Source organism: Pseudomonas rhodesiae, assembly GCF_007858255.1.
In the GTDB taxonomy this organism is placed as follows: Bacteria; Pseudomonadota; Gammaproteobacteria; order Pseudomonadales; family Pseudomonadaceae; genus Aquipseudomonas; species Aquipseudomonas rhodesiae.
The window spans coordinates 256,736-283,585 of record NZ_VFEU01000003.1 but is presented as its reverse complement, the minus strand read 5'-3'; the positions used below and the strand labels follow the sequence as shown (position 1 = coordinate 283,585).

Genomic DNA, 26,850 nt, shown 5'->3' with positions numbered 1-26,850 from the left:
CAGATGAATGATTTACAGATCGACGACATCAAGACCGACGAAAACGCCGCCATGGTGTTGCTGGTCGACGACCAGGCCATGATCGGCGAAGCCGTGCGGCGTGGCCTGGCCCATGAAGAAAACATCGACTTCCATTTCTGCGCCGACCCGCACCAGGCCATTGCCCAGGCCATCCGCATCAAACCGACGGTGATCCTGCAGGACCTGGTGATGCCCGGCCTCGACGGCCTGACCCTGGTGCGCGAGTACCGCAACCACCCGGCCACGGCGAACATCCCGATCATCGTGCTTTCCACCAAGGAAGACCCGCTGATCAAGAGCGCGGCATTTGCAGCCGGCGCCAACGATTACCTGGTCAAGCTGCCGGACAACATCGAACTGGTGGCGCGCATCCGCTATCACTCACGTTCCTATATGACCCTGTTGCAGCGCGATGCGGCGTACCGTGCGCTGCGGGTCAGCCAGCAGCAGTTGCTGGACACCAACCTGGTGCTGCAACGGTTGATGAACTCCGATGGCCTGACTGGGCTGTCCAACCGTCGCCACTTCGACGAATACCTGGAGCTGGAATGGCGCCGCGCCATGCGTGACCAGACCCAGCTGTCATTGCTGATGATCGACGTGGACTTCTTCAAGACCTATAACGACAGCTTCGGCCACGTCGAAGGCGACGAAGCCCTGCGTAAGGTCGCCGACACCATCCGTGACGCCAGCAGCCGCCCGTCGGACCTGCCGGCGCGCTACGGCGGCGAGGAGTTCGCTCTGGTGCTGCCCAACACCTCGCCGGGTGGCGCGCGCCTGGTGGCGGAAAAACTGCGCATGGCCGTCGCCGCGCTGAACATCCCCCACAATGCCCCGACCGAAGGTTCGTGCCTGACCGTCAGCATCGGCCTGTCGACCATGGTCCCGCAGCAGGGCTCCAGTTGCCGCCAGGTGATCATGGCGGCGGACAAGGGGCTGTATACAGCCAAGCACAATGGGCGCAATCAGGTCGGTATCGAGTGACCTGAAGCTGCGCTCAACACAAGTTTCAAAGGCAGACTCCTAACTCTTTGGTGAGCAGACTTGCCCTGCGCCGGGCTGCGAAGCGGCCCCAAACCCAGGCACCTCGGTGTGTCAGCTAAAACCACATCGCTTGGAGTGGGGCTGCTTCGCAGCCCAGCACGGGCGGTGCGACGATTCGACAAGCCCGCTCACCACGGCAACTCCCCTCCCACGGCGGGTTTTCATAGGGTTTGAAACCGCCTTTTCGGCTCAGCGGGCTGCCGTTTCCAGCTGTTTGCCGTTATACTCGCCGGCTTTCAAAAGTTCGCCAACGAGTGCTGCCCGCCATGGAAATCAACCCGATCCTTAACACCATCAAGGACCTGTCCGAGCGCTCCGAAACTATTCGGGGGTATCTTTGACTACGATCAAAAGCATGAGCGTCTGACCGAGGTCAACCGCGAGCTTGAAGATCCGAGTGTCTGGAACAAACCTGAATACGCCCAGGAACTGGGGCGCGAGCGCGCTGCGCTGGCGCAGATCGTCGACACCCTCGACGAACTGAACACCGGCCTGGCCGATTGCCGTGACCTGCTGGACATGGCCGTCGAAGAAAACGACGAAGGCGCAGTGGGCGATGTGGTCGCCGAGCTGGCCCGTCTCGAGGAAAACCTCGCCAAGCTTGAATTCCGCCGCATGTTCAGCCACGAAATGGACCCGAACAACGCCTACCTGGACATCCAGGCCGGTTCCGGCGGCACCGAGGCCCAGGACTGGGCCAACATCCTGCTGCGCATGTACCTGCGCTGGGCCGACAAGCGCGGTTTCGACGCGACCATCATGGAACTGTCCGCCGGTGAAGTCGCCGGTATCAAGGGTGCTACCGTGCATATCAAGGGCGAATACGCCTTTGGCTGGCTGCGTACCGAGATCGGCGTGCACCGTCTGGTGCGCAAGAGCCCATTCGACTCCGGCAACCGTCGCCACACTTCGTTCTGCGCGGTGTTCGTCTCGCCTGAGATCGATGACAAAGTGGAAATCGAGATCAACCCAGCGGACCTGCGGATCGATACCTATCGTTCCTCCGGTGCCGGCGGTCAGCACGTCAACACCACCGACTCGGCCGTGCGGATTACCCACGTACCGACCAACACCGTGGTGAGCTGCCAGAACGAACGCTCCCAGCACGCCAACAAGGACACCGCCATGAAAATGCTGCGGGCCAAGTTGTACGAGCAGGAGATGCAGAAGCGCAACGCCGCTTCCCAGGCGCTGGAAGACACCAAGTCGGATATCGGCTGGGGTCACCAGATCCGCTCCTATGTGCTCGACGCGTCGCGTATCAAGGATCTGCGCACTAACATCGAACGCAGCGACTGCGACAAGGTGCTCGACGGCGATATCGACGAGTACCTGGAAGCCAGCCTGAAGTCCGGCCTGTAATACCCTGTGTGGGAGCGGGCTTGCCCGCGATCCCCAGGCCGAAGGCCTGGGGGCAACGAACCTGTGATGGAAAATTTAAAGACATGAGCGACCAACAACTCGACCCGCAAGCCCTGCAACAGGAAGAAAACTCCCTGATCGCCCTGCGCAAGGAAAAGCTTGCTGCCGAGCGCGCCAAGGGCAACGCCTTCCCCAACGACTTCCGCCGCGACAACTACTGCGATGCCTTGCAGAAACAGTACGCGGACAAGACCAAGGAAGAGCTGGCGGAAGCGGCGATCCCGGTCAAGGTGGCAGGTCGCATCATGCTCAACCGTGGCTCGTTCATGGTGATCCAGGACATGACCGGGCGTATCCAGGTCTACGTCAACCGCAAGACCCTGTCCGAAGAAACCCTGGCCTCGGTGAAAACCTGGGACATGGGCGACATCATCGCCGCCGAAGGCACCCTGGCCCGTTCCGGCAAGGGCGACCTGTACGTGGAAATGACCAACGTGCGCCTGCTGACCAAGTCCTTGCGCCCGCTGCCGGACAAGCACCACGGCCTGACCGACACCGAGCAACGCTATCGCCAGCGCTATGTCGACCTGATCGTCAACGAAGACGTGCGCCACACCTTCCGCGTCCGCTCGCAGATCATCGCCCACATCCGCAGCTTCCTGATGCAGCGTGACTTTCTGGAAGTGGAAACGCCGATGCTGCAAACCATTCCCGGCGGTGCCGCAGCCAAGCCGTTCGAAACCCACCACAACGCGCTGGACATGGAAATGTTCCTGCGTATCGCGCCTGAGCTGTACCTCAAGCGTCTGGTGGTCGGTGGTTTCGAGAAGGTCTTCGAGATCAACCGCAACTTCCGCAACGAAGGCGTCTCCACCCGTCACAACCCAGAATTCACCATGTTGGAGTTCTACCAGGCTTACGCCGACTACGAAGACAACATGGACCTGACCGAAGAACTGTTCCGCGAGCTGGCGCAGTTGGTCCTGGGCAGCACCGACGTGCCGTACGGCGACAAGGTGTTCCACTTCGGCGAGCCGTTCGTACGCCTGTCGGTGTTCGATTCGATCCTCAAATACAACCCCGAGCTGAGCGCCGATGACCTCAACGACATCGACAAGGCTCGCGCCATCGCCAAGAAAGCCGGCGCCAAGGTGCTGGGCTTCGAAGGCCTGGGCAAACTGCAGGTGATGATTTTCGAAGAGCTGGTGGAGCACAAGCTGGAACAGCCGCACTTCATTACCCAGTACCCGTTCGAAGTGTCGCCGTTGGCCCGTCGCAACGACGACAACCCGAACGTCACCGACCGTTTCGAGTTGTTTATCGGCGGCCGCGAAATCGCCAACGCCTACTCCGAGTTGAACGACGCGGAAGACCAGGCCGAGCGCTTTATGGCCCAGGTGGCCGACAAAGACGCCGGTGACGACGAAGCCATGCACTACGACGCCGACTTTGTCCGCGCCCTGGAATACGGCATGCCGCCGACCGCCGGTGAAGGCATCGGCATCGACCGCCTGGTGATGTTGTTGACCAACTCGCCGTCGATCCGCGATGTGATCCTGTTCCCGCACATGCGGCCACAAGCGTAACCGTAGCGAAATCCAGAGCCGCCTTTTATAAGGCGGCTTTTTTATGTGGCGTCTATAAGCGTCAAGCAAACAGCGCCAGGTTTTGATCTGTTCAAGGATGTGAGTCGTGAACCGCGTAACCGCACAAGAAGGCGCCGCCGGCATTGCTGCTGCCGTGGCTGAAAGCGTCCAGTACCAGGGCCGTAAGGCCAGTCGCCAAGGCAGCGAGCAGCGCAGGCAAGACATTTTGGATGCGGCCATGCGCATCGTGGTACGCGATGGTGTGCGGGCTGTGCGTCATCGTGCGGTGGCCGCCGAAGCGGGGGTGCCGCTGTCGGCGACCACCTACTACTTCAAGGATATCGACGACCTGCTCACCGACACCTTCGCCCAATACGTGGAACGCAGCGCCGCGTTCATGGGCAAATTGTGGGTGCGCAACGAGGGCCTGCTGCGCGAAATGGTCGCTTATGGCGATGGCAGCCCGCAGTCGCGCTCGCAGTTGGCGGACGACATCGCCCGCTTGACCGCCGATTACGTGATGCGTCAATTGACCAACCGCCGCGAGCACTTGATGGCCGAACAGGCCTTTCGTCAGGAAGCCTTGCTCAACCCGCGTCTGGCGGAACTGGTGCGGTCCCATCAACAGATTCTGCTGCAGGGCACCGGGCAGTTTTTCCAGGTATTGGGTTCCCGCGAGCCGCAACAGGATGCCAAAGTGTTGACGGCGATAATCGGTCGGATGGAATATCAGGGCCTGCTGGGCGGCCCAGAGCCTTTGACCGCTGACGAGATGCTTGAGATTCTCAAGCGTTACATGCATTTGGTGTTGGCCTCGGTCTGACACCGGGGGAGTCCAATGAAAACCTGGCGTTTGGCGGTACTGGCCCTGTCGTTCCTATTGCTCGGTGGTTGCCTGGTAACGTTCAAGGACCCGTTGCCCGCCCATGAGGCGGCGCCGGATGAACTGCTGGGCCATTGGACCAGCAAGAATGCTTGGGGCGAACCGCTCAATCTGCAAATCAGCCGCGCCGGTGAGCACCGCTATAAAGCGGTGAGCTACCCTAAAGCCTCGCCGGCCCAGCGCGATGAGTACCTGTTTACCGTTTCGCGCCATGGCAGCCGCTGGTACCTGTCGGCACCATTGCCCGCCAGGTGGGGAGGGCATTATTTCCTGGCGGGGTTCGAGTTCGACGATAAGCACGAATTGGTGGTCTATAACCTCGATCTCGAGCAGATTCACCAGGCTATCGGGCAACAGGTACTGCATGGCAGCACCGTGGATACCGTCGAAGGCGCCGGTGTACTGATCGACAGCGCCATGAGCCAGGTATTTGCCTACCTGGATGATCCGGCCAATGCCGATGTGTTCGTTGAAGCCGTGCGCTACCGGCGCGCGGGTCGATAACGTTTAAAGAGGAAGTACCGGGTGGACGATTACCAGCAGACGATACGCACCTTGTCCGATCGCATTGTGCTGGCGCAAACCCCGATCCGCGTCCTCGACGCCGTGAAATGGGACGAGAACATCCGTCAAGGGTTTCTCAAGGCCAAGGGCAAAGCCATGCCGGCCGTGGATCGCGACTATTACCTGAACCGGCCGCTGTCGTTCGATTCCAGCGCGGTGAAGCTGGAATTCCAGAATATCGAGCGTGACATCACCCGCCGGCTCGGCCAATTCAGCCCGGTGGGGCAGATCATGCGCCGCATGTGCAAGGAATACCGCATGGTGGTGCGAATGCTGGAGGCCCGCGGCACCGAGGACTTCGGCCTGATCTCCCAAGAGCTATACGGCGCCGCTTCCGATGCGTTCCACGCCGGCGACCCGACCCTGGCCGATCTGGGCCTGATGCTGTCCGATTACCTTAACAACATCGACGGCCGTGGCGACCTCAAGGACGAAGCCAAGACCCTGACCGCCAAGGACGCCGTGGCCCTGCTGCAAACCCGCCTGAACAAGGTGTTCGGCGAGGCCGAAGAAACCATTCGTGTGTTCGAGTCCGACGGTATCGTCGCCGACGCGGCGGCGGGTGCCGACTACATCAAGATCCGCGCCGACGCTATGTTCAACGACCGCGATGTGCGCGCCTTGGAAGTGCATGAAGGCCTGGTGCATGTGGGCACCACCCTCAACGGCCAGAACCAGCCGATCTGCACCTTCCTGTCCAAGGGCCCGCCGTCGTCCACCGTGACCCAGGAAGGTCTGGCGATCCTGATGGAGATCATTACCTTCGCCTCCTACCCCAGCCGCCTGCGCAAATTGACCAACCGCACGCGGGCCATCCATATGGTGGAGGAGGGCGCCGACTTCCTGCAGGTATTTGAGTTCTTCCGCGAGCAAGGCTTTGAGATGGCGGAAAGCTATGGCAACGCCAGCCGCGTATTCCGTGGCTCGGTGCCGACCGGTCTGCCGTTCACCAAGGATTTGTCCTACCTCAAGGGCTTTATCATGGTCTACAACTACATCCAGTTGGCTGTGCGTAAAGGCAAGCTGGAACAAGTGCCGCTGCTGTTCTGCGGCAAGACCACCCTGGAGGACATGCGTACCCTGCGCCAACTGGTGGACGAAGGCCTGGTGGTGCCGCCCAAGTACCTGCCCGAGCAATTCCGTGACATGAACGCCCTGGCGGCGTGGATGTGCTTCTCCAACTTCCTCAACCATCTGAGCCTGGATCGGATCGAGGCTGACTACTCCAATATCCTTTAAACGCTGTTATTTGCGAGGCTTCAACGGATGAGAATCCTCGGCATTCTGTGCCTGCTCCTCACACTGAACGGCTGTAGCTCGCTGCTGTTCTACCCCGAACCCGGCCTGCCGTTCACGCCACAAAAAGCACACTTGGACTACCGCGATGTCACCTTGACCACCGCCGATGGCGTCAAGCTGCATGCTTGGTGGTTGCCGGCCAAACCCGGCGTGCCGCTCAAGGGCACGGTGCTGCACCTGCACGGCAACGGTGGCAATTTGGCCTGGCATCTGGGCGGCAGTTGGTGGTTGCCGGAGCAGGGGTACCAAGTGTTGCTGCTGGACTATCGCGGTTATGGGCTGTCGGAAGGCAAGCCCTCATTGCCGGCGATTTATCAGGACGTGGACGCGGCTTTCAGCTGGCTCGACAAGGCCCCCGAAACCCAGGGGCAGCCCCTGATTGTGCTTGGCCAAAGCCTGGGCGGCGCGCTGGCCGTGCATTACCTGGCGGCGCACCCGCAGCGTCAGGCCCAGCTCAAGGCGCTGGTGCTGGACGGCGTGCCGGCCAGTTATCGTGACGTAGGACAATTCGCGCTGAGCACCTCCTGGCTAACATGGCTATTGCAAGTGCCCTTATCCTGGCTCGTGCCCGACGCGGACAGTGCGATCAATGCCATGCCCCAGTTGAGTGGCGTGCCGAAACTGTTGTTTCACAGCCTCGATGACCCGATCGTGCCCGTGGCCAATGGCATCCGCTTGTATCAGGCGGCGCCGCCGCCCAGAGTCTTGCAATTGACCCGGGGCGGGCATGTGCAGACCTTTGCCGATAAAACCTGGCAAACCGTGATGCTGCGCTATCTGGATGACCCGCAACATTTCAATGGCCTGCGGCGCCTGGGCGAAATTCCAAACTATCCGACTCCTAACGTTGATCCATCAGAGAGCCCGCAATGAGCGAAGAACGCAACATGATCCCGCTGATCCTCACCGGCATCGGCACCATCATCGGTACCGTCGGTTGCCTGTGGTACTACGGCTACCTGCACTTCGCCAAACCGGAAGATGCGTTGCTGCTCAGTGACTTCACCATGCTCAAGACCGTGCCGGGCGAGGATTACAAGATCTCCCTGACTCCGGCCGCCCAAGTGGCGCAGTGCGTCGATGGCGTGCTGGTGATGTTTGATACCGAGCAGAAAGGCTTGAGTGGCGTGCTGGTGAACAACAAGAAGCAAGCCGTGCGCTGCATGGGGCAGGAAACGCCGCAGTTGCAGCAGTGAGCTTGCACGTCATTGTTGTGGGAAAGCGCCACGAGACTTGGTGATTAAGTCTTCAGTGCAATGGTAAACCTACGCAACCCGGAACTATCTCGGTTAGCCAGCCACAGATTTGGGACTGATTGGTATCACTGATCGGTCTTTATTTCAGTTATGTGGAGTTAGCATCTATGGCAGCTATTAATGGACCGTCGAGTGTTGGGAATGCGCGCGATGCCGGCGCAGTGGGGCAACAGAGTCTCGATCAGCGGATCCAAGATACACGAAACCAAATTCAACAACTGCGATCGCGAGGTTCCCACGGTGGACCGGGAAGCAGTGGTGCCGGTGGCGACGAAACCCTTGAGGCGCTTTTGAAGCTGCTGAATAAGCTGCTTGAACAAAAAAAGAATGAAGGTGCACAGAGCGGTCAAGGGGCTCAAAACGGCAACGCTCAGCAAGACGGTCAATCTGGTGCGCAGCCTGCCTCTCAAATCCAGCAGGGAGACTATCAGGGGAACACCCCGGTACCTTTCTGACTGCTCGTCTCACAAAAGCTGCCCTCGTCGATGGGCTGTTTATGGCGCTTGTAGCGATCAGTCCACCAACAAGTCGGCGCTGGCGGTAGTCACGGGCGACGGAATTAGCTGGAACCCTATCGCGTATTCAAACCACAGAAAGCGGAGTTGCTTACACAGATCGAGGCTGAGAACGTGGCGATACGGATTGCTGCAATCGACAACATGCTGGACATGATCAGAGGGCATCAGACGCTGGAAAGGCGAGATGCTCGGGATCATGAGCTTGCGCAACTGATGGACAAGCTCTCGCAAAATACCTACGGTTCCAGAATTGAAATGCCCGCTGAGGATACTCATCGCACTATCGAGTTTGCCGAACCGAAAAAAAACCCACCGTAAGGTGGGTTTTTCTATCCAAGCTCAATCAATCAGTTCGCCATCGACGAACGTGGCTTGACCGGTTGGTTGTCGTTGGAGATGGTCACTTCAACGCGGCGGTTCATGGCGCGGCCCGATGCGCTGCTATTGTCGGCAACCGGATATTCCTTGCCATAGCCCTGGGTCACGATGCGCGAAATATCCACGCCTTGCTGAGCCAGTGCGCGTTGTACGGAAGCTGCACGGCGCTCCGACAAGCTCTGGTTGTAGGAATCGGAACCGGTGCTGTCGGTGTAGCCTTCGACGATCACTTTACGATCTGGGTTGTCGCGCAGGAACTGAGCCAGTTTGGTGATATTCACCAGGCCGCTGGATTTCAGATCGGACTTATTGGTGGCGAACAATACGTCACCGAAAGTCACCAGCGTACCGCGATCGGTCTGCTTGGCGTTCAAGCTGTCCTGCAACTGCTTGATCTGCGCATCGCGAGCTTCCAGCAGGGCGCGAGCGCGTTCGTCGCCGGCGTTTTTCAGCTTGGCTTCGGATTCGCGCAGGGCGATGGTGTCTTTGGCCACTTCAACGCGCTGGTTGGTCAGGTAAGCCAGCTGGTCGACCTTCTTCTGGTCTTCCTTGTCGCGATAGGCTTTGTCGGCCTTGTCCAGCCATTCCTGAGCGTCCTTGGTTTCCAGCGCCGCGAGCTTGGTGGCCTGTGGGTTGGTCTGCAGGGCCGAGAAGTTGGTGCGGGCGTTTTCCAGGTTGGCGTTTGGCGGAGTGGAGCAGGCCGCCAAGGCAACGCTCATTGCCAACAGGGCAGGGATCATCAGTTGTTTACGCATAATCGTGTCGTCCTTTCAATTCGATATCGGGTGCGGTGCGGTCGAGGGGCTCGGTTTATTTCTGCTGGATAGCAGCCGGGCGCATGCCTTCCTTACGCAACTCGTCAACGGCCTTCTGGGAATCCTTTACCGCTTGCTCAGCTTTGGCAGCCTGGGCTTTACGTTCGGCGACACGGGCGTCCCACTCGGCTTGTTCAGCCAACATACGAGCCTTCTCGTAGTTTTTGTCGTGCATCGCGATTTCAGCTTCTTTGAGCTTGTCCTGAGCCGACTTCATTTCTACAGCGGCGTACTCGGTGCCACCGGCGCTCACAGCGCTGTTGACCGCCGACTGGGTCACTGCGTACTGCTCAGTCGGAGGGTTACCGGCGCAGCCAGCCAGAACGAAGCTGGTACCGATTGCCAGCGCGGCCAATTTAAGCCCGCGCAGATGGTTAAACGAGGATTTGGCAGTGCTGGTCTTCATCGTCTTCAACTCCATTGGATAACTCCTGAAAAACATCAAAATCCATCTCAGTCAGTGAACGGCTGCGAGCCCGGTGGTAAAGCGCCTGGTGCTCTTTCAAACGGCCGTTCCAAGTGATGGCTTACTGGCTGTGACCGGAGGCTTTTTTCAAAAGTTCAGAAGAGATGGCGATTTGCCTAAAAAAATAATTGACTAAGTAGTCAGCGAAAAAAATTGGAACTTTTGCACTTCCAAGCAGTATTTCGGGCCTGTAATAGGCCCGGAATACAAGGGGAGGGTGGATTAAACGACAGCAGATCAGTGCTTCGATTCGTCCGCACTGGTAGACAAATCATGTAGATAGCGACGCGACAGCGACAAAAAGCGCGGGGTAGGGCCGACGTCTTCGTACAGCGGGTCGCCCTCTTCATCGGTCGCAATCACCTGCTGACCTTTGATATAGGGAAAGCTGGCTTCCAGCTCTTCAAGGGCGGCGCCGATCAGCTCGCCCAGCAGCTCTTCGGTGTTGCGCTTGGGGTACATCTCGGCGATGGCCGCCAGCCGGGCGGCGGACTCCACGTCCAGGTGGATCGCATATTCGGTCTTGGTCAAGCGACCCTTGGCGTTCTCTTCCCAATGCTGGGCCAATTCTCGGATTTTCATGGCAACCTCAATAAAACCCACGGCAAGCGGGCGGTGATGAGTGACCAGCCGTTCGCCTATCGCGACGACTTATGGTTGAGACTAGCTGCAACCCACAAGGTTTAAAGTCTTGTCATAAAACAACGCGGGCGGCACTCTGGCAGATCTGCGCGTCCCGGATTTCTGGCTGGAGATTGGCTGATGAGTGATATCGATGCACGCTTGCGTGAGGATGTTCACCTGCTGGGTGAATTGTTGGGCAACACCATTCGAGAGCAGTACGGCGATGATTTTCTCGACAAGATCGAGCAGATCCGCAAAGGCGCCAAGGCCGATCGGCGTGGCGCCGTCTCTGAGAAAACCGCCGGCGATGAACTGAGCGCCAGCCTCAATCAGTTGCAGGAAGACGAACTGCTGCCGGTGGCGCGGGCTTTCAACCAGTTTCTCAATCTGGCCAATATCGCCGAGCAGTATCAGTTGATTCACCGTCGCGATGAGTCGCAACCGGCACCCTTCGAGGCGCGCGTGCTGCCCGAGCTGCTGGCGCGCCTGCAACGCGAAGGCCACAGCAACGAATCCCTGGCCCGCCAGTTGGCGCGAGTGGAAATCGAGCTGGTCCTCACCGCCCACCCGACCGAAGTGGCGCGCCGCACCTTGATCCAGAAGTACGACGCCATCGCCGCGCAGTTGGCCTTGCAGGATCACCGCGACCTCACCACCGCCGAGCGCGAGCAGATCCGCCAACGCCTGCAACGATTGATCGCCGAGGCCTGGCACACCGAAGAAATCCGCCGCACCCGCCCCACGCCGGTGGATGAAGCCAAGTGGGGCTTCGCGGTGATCGAGCATTCGCTGTGGCACGCCATCCCCAACTATTTGCGCAAGGCCGATCAGGCGTTGCACGCGGCCACCGGCCTGCGCCTGCCCCTGGAATCGGCGCCGATTCGCTTTGCATCGTGGATGGGCGGCGACCGTGACGGCAACCCGAATGTCACCGCGTCGGTCACCCGCGAAGTCTTGCTGCTGGCGCGATGGATGGCGGCCGACCTGTACCTGCGCGATATCGATCAGTTGGCTTCCGAGCTGTCCATGCGTCACGCCAGCCCAGCGTTGCAGGCCAAGGTCGGCGACAGCGTTGAGCCGTACCGGGCCGTGCTCAAACAACTGCGCGACCGCTTGCGCGCCACGCGGCAATGGGCCCACACCGCGTTGAGCAGCAGCACACCGGCGCCCGCCGAGGTGTTGCAGAACAACCGTGAACTGCTTGAGCCGCTGGAGCTGTGCTACCAGTCGCTGCATGAATGCGGCATGGGCGTGATCGCCGACGGGCCGCTGCTCGATTGCCTGCGTCGCGCCGTGACATTCGGCCTGTTCCTGGTGCGTCTGGATGTGCGCCAGGATTCCAGCCGACACTCGGCAGCCATGACGGAGATCACCGATTACCTCGGCCTGGGTCGCTACGAAGACTGGGATGAGGACGCGCGCATCAGCTTCTTAATGAAGGAATTGACCAACCGTCGCCCGTTGCTGCCGGGGTATTTCAAACCGTCGGCCGACACCGCCGAAGTGCTCAATACCTGTAAGGAAATCGCCGCAGCCCCTGCGGCGTCGTTGGGCTCGTATGTCATCTCCATGGCTGGTGCGGCGTCGGATGTGCTGGCGGTGCAATTGCTGCTTAAAGAGTCGGGTGTACAGCGGCCAATGCGCGTGGTGCCGTTGTTCGAAACCCTGGCCGACCTGGATAACGCCGGGCCGGTGATCGAGCAACTGTTGCAACTGCCGGGCTATCGCGCGCGCTTACAGGGCCCGCAGGAAGTGATGATCGGCTATTCCGACTCGGCCAAGGACGCCGGCACCACCGCCGCTGCCTGGGCGCAATACCGGGCGCAGGAGCGCCTGGTGGATATTTGCCGCGAACAGCAAGTGGAGCTGCTGTTGTTCCATGGTCGCGGTGGCACCGTGGGCCGTGGTGGCGGCCCTGCCCACGCGGCGATCCTGTCGCAGCCACCAGGCTCGGTGGCCGGGCGTTTCCGCACCACCGAACAAGGCGAAATGATCCGCTTCAAGTTCGGTCTGCCGGACATCGCGGAGCAGAACCTCAACCTTTACTTGGCTGCAGTGCTGGAAGCAACGCTGTTGCCGCCGCCACCGCCCGAGCCGGCCTGGCGTCATTTAATGGACGAATTGGCCGCGGATGGTGTGAGGGCTTACCGCGCGGTTGTAAGGGAAAATCCGCAATTCGTCGAGTATTTCCGCCAGTCCACCCCCGAACAGGAGCTGGGCCGCCTGCCGCTGGGCAGCCGTCCAGCCAAGCGGCGTGCGGGCGGTATCGAAAGCCTGCGCGCCATCCCTTGGATCTTCGGTTGGACCCAGACGCGCTTGATGCTGCCGGCGTGGCTCGGCTGGGAGGCGGCGTTGAGCAATGCCCTGGCGCGGGGTGAAGGTGAATTGCTGGGGCAGATGCGCGAACAGTGGCCGTTCTTCCGCACCCGCATCGATATGCTGGAAATGGTGCTGGCCAAGGCCGATGCCGATATTGCGCGTCTCTATGATGAGCGCCTGGTGCAGCCCGACCTGTTGCCATTGGGTGCGCACTTGCGCGACCTATTGTCGCAGGCGTGCTCGGTGGTGCTCGGTCTGACCGGCCAGTCGCAACTGCTGGCACACAGCCCTGACACCCTGGAGTTCATCCGCCTGCGCAATACCTACCTTGACCCCTTGCATCTGTTGCAGGCCGAGTTGCTGGCGCGCTCGCGCCGGCAGGAAGCCGCGCAGGACAGCCCTCTGGAACAGGCGCTGCTGGTATCCGTAGCCGGTATCGCGGCCGGGTTGCGCAACACCGGCTGAGGTTTTTCGCGTGTTCTCAATGGCTTGCGCCTGAGCCAGGACGGCCGCCCGGAACCGGGCGGTCATCGTCCATGGGGGCGGGTTGCACTCTGGAATACCCTACCTATGACGTATGCGCGGTGCGGGTTCTTCCGACTTTTGGCGGCTTGTGTGGTTAGGGCCTGCTGTGTATCTTGATCAGCCTTTGGCCGTTTGGGCGGCCCGAATCACATTTTTACGCGATTGGCCCCACGCGGCGAATCCGAGCGTCATCTCTATAAAAAATTGAGGAGCACATCGATGCGCGTCATTCTGCTGGGAGCTCCCGGGGCCGGTAAAGGTACTCAGGCAAAGTTCATCACTGAAAAATTCGGCATTCCACAAATCTCCACCGGTGACATGCTGCGCGCTGCGGTAAAAGCAGGCACCGAGCTGGGCATTAAGGCCAAGAGCATCATGGACGCCGGTGGCCTGGTTTCCGATGACCTGATCATTGCCCTGGTCAAGGACCGTATCGCGCAGCCTGACTGTGCCAACGGTTTCCTGTTCGACGGTTTCCCGCGCACCATTCCTCAGGCCGAAGCCTTGGTGACGGCTGGTGTCGAGCTGGATGCCGTGGTTGAAATCGCGGTGGAAGACGAAGAAATCGTCCAGCGTATCGCAGGCCGTCGCGTTCACGAGGCCTCGGGCCGCGTGTACCACACCGTCTACAACCCGCCGAAAGTTGAAGGCAAAGACGATGTCACCGGCGAAGACCTGGTACAGCGCAAGGACGACACCGAAGAAACCGTGCGTCATCGCCTGTCGGTCTACCATTCCCAGACCAAGCCGCTGGTGGATTTCTATCAGAAGCTGTCCGCTGCCAACGGCAAGCCGAAGTACAGCCATATCCCTGGCGTCGGTTCGGTGGAAGCCATCACCGCCAAAGTGATGCAAGCCCTGAGCTGATCACCTGATCGGCGTCTCACACAACGGCCCGCTTGCGGGCCGTTGTTGTTTATACTGGCGCACTTTTTTTCGACTTGGACACCCACACCGATGAGCACCCTGCTGGCCCTGGACACCGCAACCGAAGCTTGCTCCGTTGCCTTGCTGCACGATGGCAAAGTAACCAGCCACTACGAGGTGATCCCCCGCCTGCACGCGCAAAAACTGTTGCCGATGATCAAGCAACTGCTCGAAGATGCCGGCACCACGTTGGCGGCGGTGGACGCTATTGCTTTTGGTCGCGGCCCGGGTGCCTTTACCGGTGTGCGCATTGCTATCGGCGTGGTGCAAGGCCTGGCCTTTGCCCTGGAACGCCCGGTGTTGCCGGTCTCCAACCTTGCCGTCTTGGCCCAGCGCGCGTTGCGTGAGCAAGGCGCGTCGCAGGTAGCGGCCGCCATCGACGCGCGGATGGACGAAGTCTACTGGGGCTGTTACCGCGCGGTGGCCGGTGAAATGCGCCTGGTCGGCGCGGAGGCGGTGCAGCCGCCCGAAGCGTCGGCACTGCCGGAGGATGCCAGCGGCGATTGGTTCGGCGCGGGCACAGGTTGGGGTTATGGCGAGCGCATCGCGGTGAAACTGGCCGGCCAGGACGCTGCCATGTTGCCACATGCCGAAGACCTGCTGACCCTGGCGCGTTTTGCCTTCGAGCGTGGAGAAGCGATCCCCGCCGATCAGGCCGCGCCGGTGTACCTGCGCGATAAAGTGGCGCAGACCAAGGCCGAACGCGGGCTGATTTGACGCCAAAGTGATGGCAACTTTCGCCAATCGTCAGAATTTGCCCCCATTTTTAAACCTTTTTCAAATTATGTGTTCTAGTTATCACCAGAGCATTTGCGCGCAACGGAAGTCGCCACTAAAATGCCATCACTGATAGCGAGTTCGCATCGATGCGTATAGACGGATTTTCCTCACAGTCGTACCCCCTCAAACGTAAGCCGCGCAAGGCGAGCGTGACGGTAGACGATTCAGTCGAAGATTCGCCGGACTTCATCGAGGTCCATTCCGAGGCGACGCCCGCTGCACAAGGTGCTGGCAATGCGCGCATAAGCGGCCTGCCCGCCCGGCAGCAAGACATGATCTTCCCCCGTTCCATGAGCAAAAGCGTCGCCACTGCCCTGGCCAGTTACCTGACCACCGCTGGCTTTGTCGAATGGGATATGGAAGTACTGGGCCTCGACGTTCACATCTGATGCGTCTGCCTTACTACCTTGGTTGTCCGTCCTGGAGTGAAAACGCCTGGCGTGATTACCTGTACCCGGCCGATGCCCGCGCCAGCGATTACCTCGCCCTCTATTCCCAAGTCTTCAACGCCGTTGAAGGCAACACCACATTCTACGCTCGCCCCTCGGCCGCCACCGTGCAGCGCTGGGCTGAAATCATGCCCGCCGATTTTCGCTTCACCGCCAAATTCCCCGGGGATATCAGCCACGGGGGCGATTTGCGTGAGCAATTACCGGCGGCGGAAAGCTTTGTCGGCCTGATGAGCCCGTTGGGTGAACGTGTAGCTCCGTTGTGGCTGCAACTGTCGGCTGCGTTCTCGCCGCAGCGTCTGGCGGAACTGGCTGGGTTTATCGACGGCCTGGAGCGTCCGATGGCGGTGGAAGTGCGCCACCCGGAATTTTTCGCCAAGGGCGATGCCGAGCGCATGCTTAACCGCCTGTTGCGCGACCGGGGTGTCGAGCGTATCTGCCTGGACCCCAGGGCGCTGTTCAGTTGCACCTCGACGTCGCCGGCGGTGCTGCACGCCCAATCGAAAAAGCCCAAAGTGCCGCCGCGGCCGGCTGCGCTGACTCAGTTTCCGCAGGTGCGCTTCATTGGCCATCCGGAGCTGGAGGCCAACGACCCGTTTCTGGTGCCTTGGATTGAAAAAGTCGCCGGCTGGATCGAAGAGGGACGCACTCCCTACGTGTTTCTGCACACCTCGGACAATCGCCTCGCCGCCCAATTGGCCATGCGCTTTCATACCCAACTGATGGCACGCTTGCCCGGCCTCGCACCATTGCCCACGTTGGATCGCGAGCCAGAAGTGGAGCAACTGGGGTTACTCTAGGGCTCCTTTTCCCGCCAGGAGCTTGCCATGGATGCCCAAACCCTTCGCGCCGAAACCTTCAAGCGCCTGCATGAACGCGACCGCGCGTTCGTGATGCCCAACCCGTGGGACGCCGGTTCCGCCGTGATGCTTGCCAGCCTGGGGTTCGAAGCCTTGGCCACCACCAGCGCGGGTTATGCCTTCAGCCTTGGTCGGCCGGATGCGGAGGGCGCGCTGTCTCTGGACGACACCTTGCTCAACGCGCATCAGATCGCCCAAGCCACGACACTGCCGGTGGCGGCCGACCTGGAAAACGGTTTCAGCGACAGCCCGGATGGCTGCGCCCAGACCATCCTGCGTGCGGCGGCCACGGGGATTGTCGGCGGTTCCATCGAAGACGCCACCGGACACTCTGGCGATCCCATTTATGCCTTCGACCTGTCTGTGGAGCGAGTACATGCGGCGGTAGTCGCGGCCCGCAGTTTGCCGTTTGCGTTCACGCTCACCGCCCGCGCGGAAAACCTTCTGCATGGGCGTCTGGATCTGCCCGACACCCTCCGCCGTCTGCAGGCCTACGCCGAAGCCGGTGCCGATGTGCTTTACGCGCCGGGCCTGCGCACCGCCGATGAGGTGTTGGCGGTGGTCAAGGCGGTCGCGCCCAAACCGGTGAATGTGTTGATGTCCGGTGCGCTGAAACTCAGCGTCGCGCAATTGAGCGCCATGGGCGTCAAGCGCATCAGTGTGGGTTCGGCGATGGCGTTGGCGGCCTATGGCGAGTTCTATCGCGCGGCCCAGGAGGTCTATGAGTTGGGCACCTTTACCTTTACCGAACGCTCCATGCCCTTCAGCAAGGCCAATCAGTTTTTCAAGGTCTGACCCATGCGGTTTATCAAGGTGATGGGCGTGCTGCTGATGCTGGGCGGCGCGGTGGTGGTCGGTGTATGGCGCGGTTGGGTGCCGTTGGCGCCGGAATGGAATCCATGGGCGCCGCTGGATGTGCGCGCCAGCCCAAACCTGTTGACGCGTTTTAAGCTGGGACGTCTGCAGGACGACCCGGCGCTGTGCGACCAGGTGCTGAAGACTTCAGGCTTGCGCGTGAGCCATCAAGCTGATTCACCCGCCGATGTCGCCTGCCCGTTGCGCAACACCTTGCGCGTGCAGGGTGCAGAGGTGGGATTGAGCAGCAGCTTTCTTGCCAGCTGCCCGCTGGCCGTGGCGTTCGCACTCTTCGAGCGCCATAGCCTGCAACCGGCGGCGCAGACGGTGTTTGGCCAGGCGGTGACGCGGGTCGATCATCTGGGCAGTTTTGCCTGTCGCACGATGTATAACCGTGCCAACGGGCAACTGAGCCAGCACGCCTCGGCCAATGCGCTGGATATCGCCGGTTTTCGCTTGGCCGATGGGCGCAGCATCAGCGTGCTCAAGGATTGGCCAGGGGAGGACGCCAATGCGCGGTTCCTGCGTCAGGTGCGCGACAGTGCCTGTGATGATTTCAACGTGGTATTAAGCCCGGACTACAACGCCGCGCACCGCAATCACTTCCACTTCGATATGGGGCGCTGGTGGGTGTGTCGCTGAGGGTCAGGCGGCCAGGCGCAGGTTGTGGGTGATCAACGGGCGTGCCCAGTAGTAGTCGAAGTCCAGGGCTTTCTGCTGCTCCACCAACGCTTCTTCGGAGTAAGGCGTAGGCGGCGGTGGCAACAGGTCCAGTTCGAACTCGGCGATTGGCAAGTGCAGGGCGCGCGGTTCCGGCGCAGGGCCTGGCTCCGGCAATGGCTGCCCGGCGGCCAGTACGATAGGGCGTACCCAACCGCTTTCGAAATTCTGCTGACGTTGCTGGGCGACGATTTCTTCTTCAGGAAACGGCGTCGCAGCCGGTGGCAGCAGCTCGGTTTCAAATTCGGCGATGGGCAGGAACAGCGGTTCTGGCGGGGCGATTTCGGTGTCTTTAACGTCGCACTCACGCTGGGTGAGGATCTGCGACAACAGGTCTGCGCCTGCGCTGGGTTCTACCGCCGGGTCCAGGGGTGCCGTCGCCTGGGCTGCCGGCGCGTCCGGCGTTTCGCCGAGCTGCTCGGCCAATGCCCGGGCGAAGAAGTCCTGCCACACATGACTCACACCGGCCAGCGCTTGAGTGTTGCGCAAGCCGTAGTGGTTGTGGGTCGGCAGTACACCGATGGTTAGGGGGAGAATGTCTGACATTTTCTTCGGTCGACGCTCAGCTCTGGCAAAATACCTGACTGTTGGTTTTATCGGCCGGTGTTGGCCGATCCTTAATATTTTTGAGCGTAGCGATTGATGAGCGAACAACCAGCGGCCAGCCGCATCCGGGTCGAGGCCATGGCCGATGCTTTCCAGTCCCGTGCCGAGCAGTGGGCTGCCCAACTTGGCTTGCCGTTAGTGCTGGCGGATGCGGATTTTTCCTTGCAGGTCGGCGAACACGGCTTGCAATTGCAGCAACTGGGGGCGGACGCACCGGGGCCGGTGCGTGTGGACTTCGTCGAAGGCGGCGCGGCGCATCGGCGTTTATACGGCGGTGGCAGCGGGCAGATGATCGCCAAGGCCGTGGGCATCGCCCAAGGCGTACGCCCACGAGTGCTGGACGCCACGGCCGGCCTGGGCAAGGACGCTTTTGTGCTGGCGAGCCTGGGTTGCAACATGAGCCTGATCGAACGCCAGCCGCTGATTGGCGCTTTGCTCGAAGACGGCCTGGCGCGCGGCGCGGATGATTTCGAAGTGGCGCCGATCGTGGCACGCATGCAACTGCTCAAGGGCAACTCCATCGAGGTGATGCGCAACTGGGAGGGCGAGCCCCCTCAGGTGATCTACCTCGACCCTATGTTCCCTCATCGTGAGAAAACCGCCCTGGTAAAGAAGGAAATGCGCCTGTTCCGCCCGCTGGTGGGCGATGACCCGGACGCACCGGCCTTGCTCGCCGCAGCGCTGGCCCTGGCCAGTCACCGTGTTGTGGTCAAGCGCCCGCGCAAGGCGCCGTGTATCGACGGGCCCAAGCCGAGCCATGCGCTGGATGGCAAGTCCAGCCGCTACGACATTTACCCCAAGAAAGCGCTCAAGCCCTGATAACCGCTATGGCTTGTAGGCCCGCATAAACAACCCCACCACATCCTGCACATGGGCTTCGGCGGCTTCCTCACTCAACTGGCCGCCGCAGCCATACAGCAGGCAGAAGTTCGCCGTGCCTTTGAGCAGGCAGAAAAAATGCTCGGCCGCCTTGAACGGCTTATCGATGTTCAGGGCGCCGCTCTGGTCAATGGTGCTGAGCAGGCGTTCCATGCCTTGCAACATGCGCATGGGCCCGGCTTCGAAGAAAATCTGCGAGAGTTTCACGTCCTGATTGCCGGTGGTCATCATCAGCCGATGCAGGTTCACCGACTCTTCGCTGTTGATCAGCCGATGAAAACCACGGGCGATGGTCAACAGGACCGTTTCCACCGGCACACCCGCGGGCATCTCGAAATACATCACCGGCAATTGTTCCTCGCATTTGGCCACGACGGCGGCGGTGAACAGGGTTTCTTTGTCGGTGAAGTGGTTGTAGACCGTGAGTTTCGACACGCCAGCCTCCAAGGCCACCGCGTCCATGCTGGTGCTGGCGTAACCATTGCTCAAAAACAGAAACTTGGCTGCTTCGAGGATTGCCTGGCGTTTTGCCATGTCCTTGGGACGCCCGGGGCTATTGGTGTTCAGAGGATTGTCGGACATTTTCACCTTTAATACTGGACTGGTGAGTTTGGTATTAATAACATACCGGCAAGTATAATTATTCCTAGCATCATTTGCGAAAGGTCCTTCAGCATGCGCAGCACTTTCCTGCCCCTTGCGTTGCCTGCGTGTCTGGTCCTCCTATTGGCCGCCTGCGGCCATGAAGAAGCGCCCCAGACCACCATCCGCCCGGCCATGGTGGTGCAGCCACAGCCTTCGACGCAGACGACGGACAGCTACCCCGGAGAAGTGCGCGCACGCTACGAGCCGGACCTGGCTTTTCGCATTGGCGGCAAAGTCAGTAAGCGCTGGGTGGAGGAGGGCGAGCGGGTCAAGGCCAATCAGGCGTTGGCCGAACTCGACCCTCAGGACGTGCGCCTGCAACTGGACGCTGCCCGCGCTCAGGTCGCCGCCGCCCAGGCCAACTTGAGCCTGGTGCGTGCCGAGCGTGATCGCTACAAAACCTTGCTGGATCGTCAGATGGTCAGCCGGTCCCAGTACGACAATTCCGAGAATCTCTACCGTTCGGGCGAAGCCCGCCTCAAGCAAATCAAAGCCGAGTTCGATGTGGCCAGTAACCAGGCGGCCTATGCGGTGTTGCGCGCGCCGCAGGATGGCGTGGTGGCCAAGCGTGCGGTGGAAGTCGGGCAAGTGGTGTCCGCCGGGCAAACGGTGTTCACCCTGGCCACCGATGGCGAACGTGAAGTGCTGATCAGCCTGCCCGAACAAGGCTTTGCTCGCTTCAAGATCGGCCAGCCGGTGTCTGTGGAGCTGTGGAGCCAGCCGGATCAACGCTTCGCTGGGCGCATTCGCGAGTTGTCCCCTGCCGCCGACCCCAAGTCGCGGACTTTTGCTGCGCGCGTTGCGTTTACCGGCGGCAAAGTCCCGGCGGAACTCGGCCAGAGCGCTCGCGTATTCATACAGGCCGACGGCAGTAATCCGCTGTCCGTGCCGTTGTCTGCCATCAGCGCGGAGAACGGTGAGTCCTACGTCTGGCGCGTGCAGCCGGACAACACCCTCAAGCGCACACAGGTGCGTATCGGCGCGTTCGGCGATAAAACCGTGCCGGTGCTGGAGGGCTTGAGCGCCGATGATTGGGTTATCGCAGCCGGTGTGCATGTGCTCCACGAGGGCCAGCCAGTGCGCCCGGTGGATCGCGCCAACCGCGTGGTGAATCTGGCGGCCAAGGAGTAGTCCCGATGGGTTTCAATCTTTCCGAATGGGCGCTACGCAATCGCCAGATCGTGCTGTTCCTGATGATTCTGCTGGCAGTGGTGGGCACGTTGTCCTACACCAAGCTGGGGCAGAGCGAGGATCCGCCCTTCACCTTCAAGGCCATGGTGATCAAGACCAACTGGCCTGGCGCCACCGCTCAAGAAGTCGCGCGGCAAGTCACCGAGCGCATTGAGAAAAAACTCATGGAGACCGGTGACTACGAGCGAATCGTTTCATTCTCGCGGCCGGGCGAGTCCCAGGTGACCTTCGTCGCCCGCGATGCCATGCGCTCGGCGCAGATACCCGAACTGTGGTACCAGGTGCGCAAGAAAATCAGCGACATCCGCCAGACCCTGCCACCGGATATCCAAGGGCCGTTTTTCAACGACGAGTTCGGCACCACCTTCGGCAATATCTACGCCCTGACCGGCGATGGTTTCGACTACGCCGTGCTCAAGGACTACGCCGACCGCATCCAGATCCAACTGCAACGCGTAGCGGATGTGGGTAAGGTCGAACTGCTCGGCCTGCAGGACGAGAAGATCTGGATCGAGCTGTCCAACCTAAAACTCGCCACCCTGGGTTTACCCTTGGCCGCTGTGCAACAAGCGTTGCAGGAACAGAACGCGGTGACTACCGCCGGGTTCTTTGAAACGCCAAGCGAGCGCGTGCAGTTGCGAGTGTCGGGCAATTTCAAGACGGTGGAGGAAATCCGCAGTTTTCCCATTCGCGTGGGGGATCGCACTTTCCGTATCGGCGATGTGGCTGATATTCACCGTGGCTTCAACGATCCACCGGCGCCGCGTATGCGCTACATGGGCGAAGACGCCATCGGCCTGGCCGTGGCCATGCGCGAGGGCGGCGATATCCTGGTGTTGGGCAAGGCGCTTGAGGGTGAATTCGCGCGTCTTCAGAAGAACCTTCCGGCGGGCATGCAGTTGCGCAAAGTGTCAGATCAGCCCGCAGCGGTCAAAACCGGAGTCGGCGAATTTGTCCAGGTGCTGGCTGAAGCGTTGGCCATCGTGTTGCTGGTGAGCTTTTTCTCCCTGGGACTGCGCACCGGCATGGTGGTAGCGCTGGCGATTCCGCTGGTGCTGGCGATGACGTTCGCCACCATGTATTACCTCGGCATCGGCTTGCACAAGATTTCCCTCGGCGCCCTGGTACTGGCCCTCGGGCTGCTGGTCGATGACGCCATCATCGCCGTGGAAATGATGGCGATCAAAATGGAGCAAGGCTACGACCGGCTCAAGGCCGCCAGTTTTGCCTGGACCAGCACCGCGTTTCCGATGCTCACCGGGACGCTGATCACTGCGGCCGGTTTCCTGCCCATCGCGACGGCCCAATCGAGCACTGGCGAATACACTCGCTCGATATTCCAAGTGGTGACCATCGCGCTGCTCGCGTCCTGGGTGGCCGCCGTGGTGTTCGTGCCCTACCTGGGGGAAAAACTCCTGCCGGACCTGGCGAAGATTCATGCCGCCAAACACGGCCATGATGGCCCCGATCCCTACGGCACACCCTTCTACCAGCGTGTAAGGCGGTTGGTGGCGTGGTGTGTGAATCGGCGCAAAACCGTGATAGTGCTGACGCTGCTGCTGTTCATCGGTTCGGTGGCGTTGTTTCGGTTCGTGCCGCAACAATTTTTCCCGGCGTCTGGTCGCCTGGAGCTGATGGTCGATTTGAAATTGGCCGAGGGCGCGTCCCTGAGCAACACCGCCGAGCAGGTCAAACGCCTGGAGGCGCTGCTCAAAGAGCATGCCGGCATCGACAACTATGTGGCCTATATAGGCACCGGCTCGCCGCGCTTTTACTTGCCTCTGGATCAGCAGTTGCCGGCCACCAGCTTCGCCCAGTTCGTGGTGTTGGCTAAGACCATCGAGGAGCGCGAAACCCTGCGCACCTGGCTGATCGAAACCCTCAACGAGCAATTCCCTGACCTGCGCTCGCGTGTCACACGCTTGGAGAACGGCCCGCCCGTAGGTTACCCGGTGCAGTTTCGCGTGACGGGGGAGCATATCGAAGAGGTGCGCGCCCTGGCCCGCAAAGTCGCCGCGAAGGTCCGCGAAAATACTCATGTGGTTAACGTGCACCTGGACTGGGAGGAACCGAGCAAAATCGTCTACCTCAATATCGATCAGGACCGCGCCCGGGCGTTGGGCGTCAGCACCGCCAACCTGTCGAAATTCCTCCAGAGTTCCCTGACCGGCTCCAGCGTCAGCCAGTACCGGGAGGATAACGAGTTGATCGAAATCCTCCTGCGCGGCACCCGGCATGAACGCACCGAACTGACGTTGCTCCCCAGCCTGGCGGTGCCCACCGACAATGGCAAAAGCGTCGCGCTGTCGCAGATCGCCACGCTTGAGTACGGCTTCGAAGAGGGCGTGATCTGGCATCGCAACCGCCTCCCCACGGTGACCATCCGCGCCGATATCTACGGCAAGGAACAACCGGCGACCCTGGTGCAGCAGATTTTTCCGACCCTCGCGCAAGTGCGCGCCGAATTGCCGGACGGTTACCTGCTGGAGGTCGGCGGCACCGTCGAAGACTCCGCACGCGGCCAGAACTCGGTGAAGGTCGGTGTGCCGCTGTTCATCGTGGTGGTGTTGACGTTGCTGATGCTGCAATTGCGCAGTTTCTCACGCACCGCGATGGTGTTTCTGACGGCGCCGCTGGGGCTGATCGGTGTGACGCTGTTTCTGTTGGTGTTCCGTCAGCCCTTCGGGTTTGTGGCGATGCTCGGCACTATCGCATTGTCCGGGATGATCATGCGTAACTCGGTGATCCTGGTGGATCAGATCGAGCAAGACATCAAGGCGGGGCTGGCGCCGTGGCAGGCGATCATCGAGGCAACGGTCCGACGCTTCCGGCCGATAGTGCTGACGGCGCTGGCAGCGGTGCTGGCGATGATCCCGCTGTCGCGTAGCGTGTTCTTCGGGCCGATGGCAGTGGCGATCATGGGCGGGTTGATTGTCGCCACGGCATTGACCCTATTGTTCCTGCCGGCCCTGTATGCTGCGTGGTTCCGAGTGAGGAAGGACGTTGCGTAATCATGTTGGCCACTGTTTCAGCCTTGACGTTGTTGTTGCTTGCCCCTGGGCCGACTAACACGCTGTTGCTGCGCGCCGGCGTGTTATTCGGCCTGCGGGCGTCGTGGAAGCTGGCCTTTATCGAGTGTCTGGCGTACTTGCTGCAAGTATCGGTGTGGGGCGTGGCGCTGCTCTACCTGGCCGCTTACTCTCCTTGGGCCGTCAAGTTGATCCAATTGGCAGCGAGTACGTACTTGCTCTGGGTGTCTTGGCGCTTATGGCGCGGCGCTAAAGCCTTGGACGGCGTGGGCCGGGACCGCTTCACCAGTAGCTATTTTTTCTGGATGACGGTGATGAACCCCAAAGGGTTGTTGATCGCTTCGTTGATCGCACCACCGGACACATTTACCCATTGGACCGGCTATCTCGCCTTCATGTGCACGATGGTATTAGTCGTGGTTCCGATCGGGTCGGCCTGGATTGTATTTGGCGCCGGTGTCGTCGGGCGTGGGCGGCACTTGTTGAGCCCGCGTGTCATCAACAGGAGCGCCGCGCTGGCCATTGGTTTTTTTGCCACGGTGCTGCTTGGGCGTCTGGTTACTTCGATTCTCCTTTGATGACCTCTGTGCGCTCATCGCCGGTGCAGCAGGGCATTACATGGTCTGTTAGAGCAAACGGTTAAAGATGGAACCATTCAGCTCCTCGAACCACGCAAGGTTACCCGCTCAGACGACGTTAACGCATAGCTGGCAGGTTTCGGGCGTTGGTTTCAATTGAATTGGAAGGAGAGAAAATGTTTTTACCTTTATTGACGTTACCGCTGCAATTCTTAGGTTCGATGATGGGCTCTGGCATGGGGGGTGGGGCAAACTTGCGTCATAACCCACCTATCAACATCAATATCGAAAACAACAACAGCAACCTAAATAACAACCTGAATAACCTGCTGAACAATAACCCCACCTCGATCAACATCTCGACGGTCCCGGCCAGGCCCTGGATACCTTATTAATGTATCCCTTTCAGCATTGGTACATGAAGGGCGAATGCTTGGCCCCTGTCGCCGTTGCATGAAACAAAAAGCCCTGAATTCGTCAGGGCTTTTTTGTGGTCATCGAGACGGTCTTGTCTACGGCGTTAAAGTGCGCCGAACACTTTCTTCGCCAAACTTGTGGCCGCCGCCGCAGGGTTTTTGCGGATCGTCTCTTCCTGCTGCGCAATCATCTTGAACAAACCGTCCAGCGCTTGTTCGGTCACGTAGTTCTCGACATTAGCGCTCTTGGCATCCACAGCGCCGAAGGCGGCGGCTTTGCCTGCCAGGGCGTTGTACTGCTGGGCTACGCCGACCTTGTCGGTAGCGGCCTTGACGATCGGCAGGAACTTGGCGCGAATGGCTTCGCGACTGCTTTTGTCCAGGTACTGAGTGGCCGAATCCTGGCCGCCGCTGAGGATGCCCTTGGCGTCGGTCACGCTCATGTTTTTCACAGCGTTTACCAGAATCGGCTGGGCTTGGGTCACAGCCGTTTCAGCCGCTTTGTTCATGCTGGTTTCCAGTTGGGTGACCTGATCACCCATGCCGAACATCTTCAGCTTGTCCGCGACTTTGCCCAACTTGCCCGGCAGGCCGATCTTGACCTCCGGGTTGTTGCTGAAACCGCCGGGTACGCCCAGTTGTTTCACAGCGATCTGGGCACCTTGGGTCAATGCATCCTTGAGTCCGCCAGTGGCGTCGCCCTGGGACAGGCTGCCCAGGTCCAGGGCCATAGCGTTGGCGCCGAGCAGCAGGCCGGCACACAGGGCGGTGAAGCGAAGGGATTTACGGAGCATGGGCGCTTCCTTATGTTCGATGTTCGAAATCAGGGGGCTACGGCGTTGACGCGCACGCGCAGCGGCTGGGCGTCCTGGCCGTCGAGCCGCACGGCGTGGCGATCAGTGGTGGTGAACAGTAGCTTGCCCTCCAGCTCGATGCGAGCACTCACCGCGTAACTGTGGCCGGGCTTGACCTGTGCCGGGTCGTAACTCAGGTGGAACGGCAGGGGCACCTGGCCTTTGACCGGGCCTTTCTGTTCGGCCAGAACCACGGCGGGAGCGTCCGCCAGGGACACGTCTTGCAGGCTCACGCTCAACGTGGCCGCCGGCGGTAGGGCGATGCGTTGCAGGTAGAACACTTCGCCGTCGAGGCTGGCCTTGGGCGCGGGACTCATGGATTGGCAGGCTCCGAGCAGGGCGGTAAGGCCCAGGAGAATGATCTTTTTCATGGTGCAGCTCCTTTTCAACGGGGCCGGAGG

At 60.5% G+C, this 26,850-nt stretch carries 29 protein-coding genes; 22 read left to right on the top strand and 7 right to left on the bottom strand.

What is annotated here, in order from left to right:
* Positions 1-3 precede the first annotated feature (3 nt).
* From FIV35_RS06040 to FIV35_RS05995, 10 genes are all read left to right on the top strand, one after another.
* Positions 4-1,005 carry a diguanylate cyclase gene (locus FIV35_RS06040; protein ID WP_034096198.1) on the top strand — a complete coding sequence of 334 codons (1,002 nt, stop codon included), beginning with the start codon at positions 4-6 and terminating at the stop codon, positions 1,003-1,005.
* Between the two features lie 326 nt (positions 1,006-1,331).
* Positions 1,332-2,427, top strand: a protein-coding gene (gene prfB / locus FIV35_RS06035; protein WP_098100956.1) for a peptide chain release factor 2 whose coding sequence is annotated in 2 segments (ribosomal slippage) — positions 1,332-1,403 and positions 1,405-2,427 — 1,095 coding nt in all. Because the reading frame shifts where the segments join, the coding sequence is not laid out codon by codon here.
* A gap of 83 nt (positions 2,428-2,510) precedes the next feature.
* Positions 2,511-4,013, top strand: a complete 1,503-nt coding sequence (gene lysS / locus FIV35_RS06030) for a lysine--tRNA ligase (RefSeq protein ID WP_034112093.1) — start codon at positions 2,511-2,513, stop codon at positions 4,011-4,013.
* 106 nt (positions 4,014-4,119) lie between these two features.
* Positions 4,120-4,836, top strand: coding sequence for a TetR/AcrR family transcriptional regulator (locus tag FIV35_RS06025; RefSeq protein WP_034096200.1), 717 nt, complete (start codon positions 4,120-4,122; stop codon positions 4,834-4,836).
* Between the two features lie 15 nt (positions 4,837-4,851).
* Entirely contained in the window at positions 4,852-5,400 is a 549-nt protein-coding gene (locus FIV35_RS06020; RefSeq protein ID WP_034137215.1) for a hypothetical protein, read from the top strand.
* Positions 5,401-5,421: 21 nt separating this feature from the next.
* Positions 5,422-6,699, top strand: coding sequence for a flavohemoglobin expression-modulating QEGLA motif protein (locus FIV35_RS06015; RefSeq protein ID WP_034112096.1), 1,278 nt, complete (start codon positions 5,422-5,424; stop codon positions 6,697-6,699).
* 27 nt (positions 6,700-6,726) lie between these two features.
* Entirely contained in the window at positions 6,727-7,632 is a 906-nt protein-coding gene (locus FIV35_RS06010; RefSeq protein WP_034137216.1) for an alpha/beta hydrolase, read from the top strand.
* Positions 7,629-7,955 carry a PA3694 family proteiin gene (locus tag FIV35_RS06005; protein ID WP_003172217.1) on the top strand — a complete coding sequence of 109 codons (327 nt, stop codon included), beginning with the start codon at positions 7,629-7,631 and terminating at the stop codon, positions 7,953-7,955. The genes FIV35_RS06010 and FIV35_RS06005 overlap by 4 nt, the downstream gene beginning before the upstream one ends.
* A 167-nt stretch (positions 7,956-8,122) precedes the next feature.
* Positions 8,123-8,470, top strand: a complete 348-nt coding sequence (locus FIV35_RS06000) for a hypothetical protein (RefSeq protein ID WP_052198928.1) — start codon at positions 8,123-8,125, stop codon at positions 8,468-8,470.
* Between the two features lie 147 nt (positions 8,471-8,617).
* Positions 8,618-8,851 (top strand): hypothetical protein, encoded by a 234-nt coding sequence (locus FIV35_RS05995; protein WP_080761403.1) that lies wholly within the window; start codon positions 8,618-8,620, stop codon positions 8,849-8,851.
* Between the two features lie 29 nt (positions 8,852-8,880).
* Here FIV35_RS05995 and lptF read toward each other — a convergent pair whose 3' ends face one another.
* The 3 genes from lptF to FIV35_RS05980 form a co-directional block, all read right to left on the bottom strand.
* Positions 8,881-9,666: a lipotoxin F family OmpA-related lipoprotein LptF gene (gene lptF, locus FIV35_RS05990; protein WP_034137217.1), complete on the bottom strand. Its 786-nt coding sequence runs from the start codon at positions 9,664-9,666 to the stop codon at positions 8,881-8,883.
* 55 nt (positions 9,667-9,721) lie between these two features.
* Positions 9,722-10,147: a DUF4398 domain-containing protein gene (locus FIV35_RS05985; RefSeq protein ID WP_034096206.1), complete on the bottom strand. Its 426-nt coding sequence runs from the start codon at positions 10,145-10,147 to the stop codon at positions 9,722-9,724.
* Positions 10,148-10,429: 282 nt separating this feature from the next.
* Positions 10,430-10,774, bottom strand: coding sequence for a hypothetical protein (locus tag FIV35_RS05980; RefSeq protein WP_034096207.1), 345 nt, complete (start codon positions 10,772-10,774; stop codon positions 10,430-10,432).
* A 180-nt stretch (positions 10,775-10,954) separates the two neighbouring features.
* On the opposite strand from FIV35_RS05980, the gene ppc reads away from it, so the two are divergent.
* From ppc to FIV35_RS05945, 7 genes are all read left to right on the top strand, one after another.
* Positions 10,955-13,600, top strand: coding sequence for a phosphoenolpyruvate carboxylase (gene ppc / locus FIV35_RS05975; protein WP_034137218.1), 2,646 nt, complete (start codon positions 10,955-10,957; stop codon positions 13,598-13,600).
* Positions 13,601-13,879: 279 nt separating this feature from the next.
* On the top strand, positions 13,880-14,527 hold the full coding sequence (adk, locus tag FIV35_RS05970; protein WP_034096209.1) for an adenylate kinase: 648 nt from the start codon (positions 13,880-13,882) through the stop codon (positions 14,525-14,527).
* A 90-nt stretch (positions 14,528-14,617) separates the two neighbouring features.
* The gene (gene tsaB / locus FIV35_RS05965; RefSeq protein WP_034096210.1) at positions 14,618-15,304 is read left to right on the top strand and encodes a tRNA (adenosine(37)-N6)-threonylcarbamoyltransferase complex dimerization subunit type 1 TsaB; all 687 of its coding nucleotides are present in this window, start codon (positions 14,618-14,620) and stop codon (positions 15,302-15,304) included.
* 149 nt (positions 15,305-15,453) lie between these two features.
* Complete coding sequence (locus FIV35_RS05960; RefSeq protein WP_034137219.1) at positions 15,454-15,756, top strand: hypothetical protein; 303 nt, start codon at positions 15,454-15,456, stop codon at positions 15,754-15,756.
* On the top strand, positions 15,756-16,616 hold the full coding sequence (locus tag FIV35_RS05955; protein WP_034137220.1) for a DUF72 domain-containing protein: 861 nt from the start codon (positions 15,756-15,758) through the stop codon (positions 16,614-16,616). Before FIV35_RS05960 ends, FIV35_RS05955 begins: the two co-directional genes overlap by 1 nt.
* 27 nt (positions 16,617-16,643) lie before the next feature.
* Positions 16,644-17,471: an isocitrate lyase/PEP mutase family protein gene (locus tag FIV35_RS05950; protein ID WP_034137221.1), complete on the top strand. Its 828-nt coding sequence runs from the start codon at positions 16,644-16,646 to the stop codon at positions 17,469-17,471.
* Positions 17,472-17,474: 3 nt separating this feature from the next.
* A complete protein-coding gene (locus tag FIV35_RS05945) occupies positions 17,475-18,173 on the top strand; it encodes an extensin-like domain-containing protein (protein WP_034137222.1) in 699 nt (232 codons plus the stop codon).
* A 3-nt stretch (positions 18,174-18,176) separates the two neighbouring features.
* Here the strand turns inward: FIV35_RS05945 and FIV35_RS05940 are convergent, their stop codons facing one another.
* Entirely contained in the window at positions 18,177-18,797 is a 621-nt protein-coding gene (locus FIV35_RS05940) for a hypothetical protein (protein ID WP_034137223.1), read from the bottom strand.
* Positions 18,798-18,893: 96 nt separating this feature from the next.
* On the opposite strand from FIV35_RS05940, the gene FIV35_RS05935 reads away from it, so the two are divergent.
* Positions 18,894-19,676, top strand: coding sequence for a class I SAM-dependent methyltransferase (locus FIV35_RS05935; protein ID WP_034137224.1), 783 nt, complete (start codon positions 18,894-18,896; stop codon positions 19,674-19,676).
* 6 nt (positions 19,677-19,682) lie between these two features.
* On the opposite strand, the gene FIV35_RS05930 is transcribed toward FIV35_RS05935, so the two are convergent.
* On the bottom strand, positions 19,683-20,318 hold the full coding sequence (locus tag FIV35_RS05930; RefSeq protein WP_034137225.1) for a TetR/AcrR family transcriptional regulator: 636 nt from the start codon (positions 20,316-20,318) through the stop codon (positions 19,683-19,685).
* A gap of 93 nt (positions 20,319-20,411) precedes the next feature.
* Here FIV35_RS05930 and FIV35_RS05925 point away from each other — a divergent pair, with 93 nt between their 5' ends.
* From FIV35_RS05925 to FIV35_RS05910, 4 genes are all read left to right on the top strand, one after another.
* Positions 20,412-21,512 (top strand): efflux RND transporter periplasmic adaptor subunit, encoded by a 1,101-nt coding sequence (locus tag FIV35_RS05925; RefSeq protein WP_034137226.1) that lies wholly within the window; start codon positions 20,412-20,414, stop codon positions 21,510-21,512.
* A 5-nt stretch (positions 21,513-21,517) separates the two neighbouring features.
* Positions 21,518-24,583 (top strand): efflux RND transporter permease subunit, encoded by a 3,066-nt coding sequence (locus FIV35_RS05920; protein WP_034137227.1) that lies wholly within the window; start codon positions 21,518-21,520, stop codon positions 24,581-24,583.
* Between the two features lie 2 nt (positions 24,584-24,585).
* The gene (locus FIV35_RS05915; RefSeq protein WP_034137228.1) at positions 24,586-25,179 is read left to right on the top strand and encodes a LysE family translocator; all 594 of its coding nucleotides are present in this window, start codon (positions 24,586-24,588) and stop codon (positions 25,177-25,179) included.
* 176 nt (positions 25,180-25,355) lie between these two features.
* Complete coding sequence (locus FIV35_RS05910; RefSeq protein ID WP_034137229.1) at positions 25,356-25,574, top strand: hypothetical protein; 219 nt, start codon at positions 25,356-25,358, stop codon at positions 25,572-25,574.
* A gap of 125 nt (positions 25,575-25,699) precedes the next feature.
* Here the strand turns inward: FIV35_RS05910 and FIV35_RS05905 are convergent, their stop codons facing one another.
* Together FIV35_RS05905 and FIV35_RS05900 are read right to left on the bottom strand one after the other, a co-directional pair.
* The gene (locus tag FIV35_RS05905; RefSeq protein WP_034137230.1) at positions 25,700-26,389 is read right to left on the bottom strand and encodes a DUF4197 domain-containing protein; all 690 of its coding nucleotides are present in this window, start codon (positions 26,387-26,389) and stop codon (positions 25,700-25,702) included.
* Positions 26,390-26,418: 29 nt separating this feature from the next.
* Positions 26,419-26,820 carry a YbaY family lipoprotein gene (locus FIV35_RS05900; protein WP_034137231.1) on the bottom strand — a complete coding sequence of 134 codons (402 nt, stop codon included), beginning with the start codon at positions 26,818-26,820 and terminating at the stop codon, positions 26,419-26,421.
* Between the last annotated feature and the right edge of the window lie 30 nt (positions 26,821-26,850).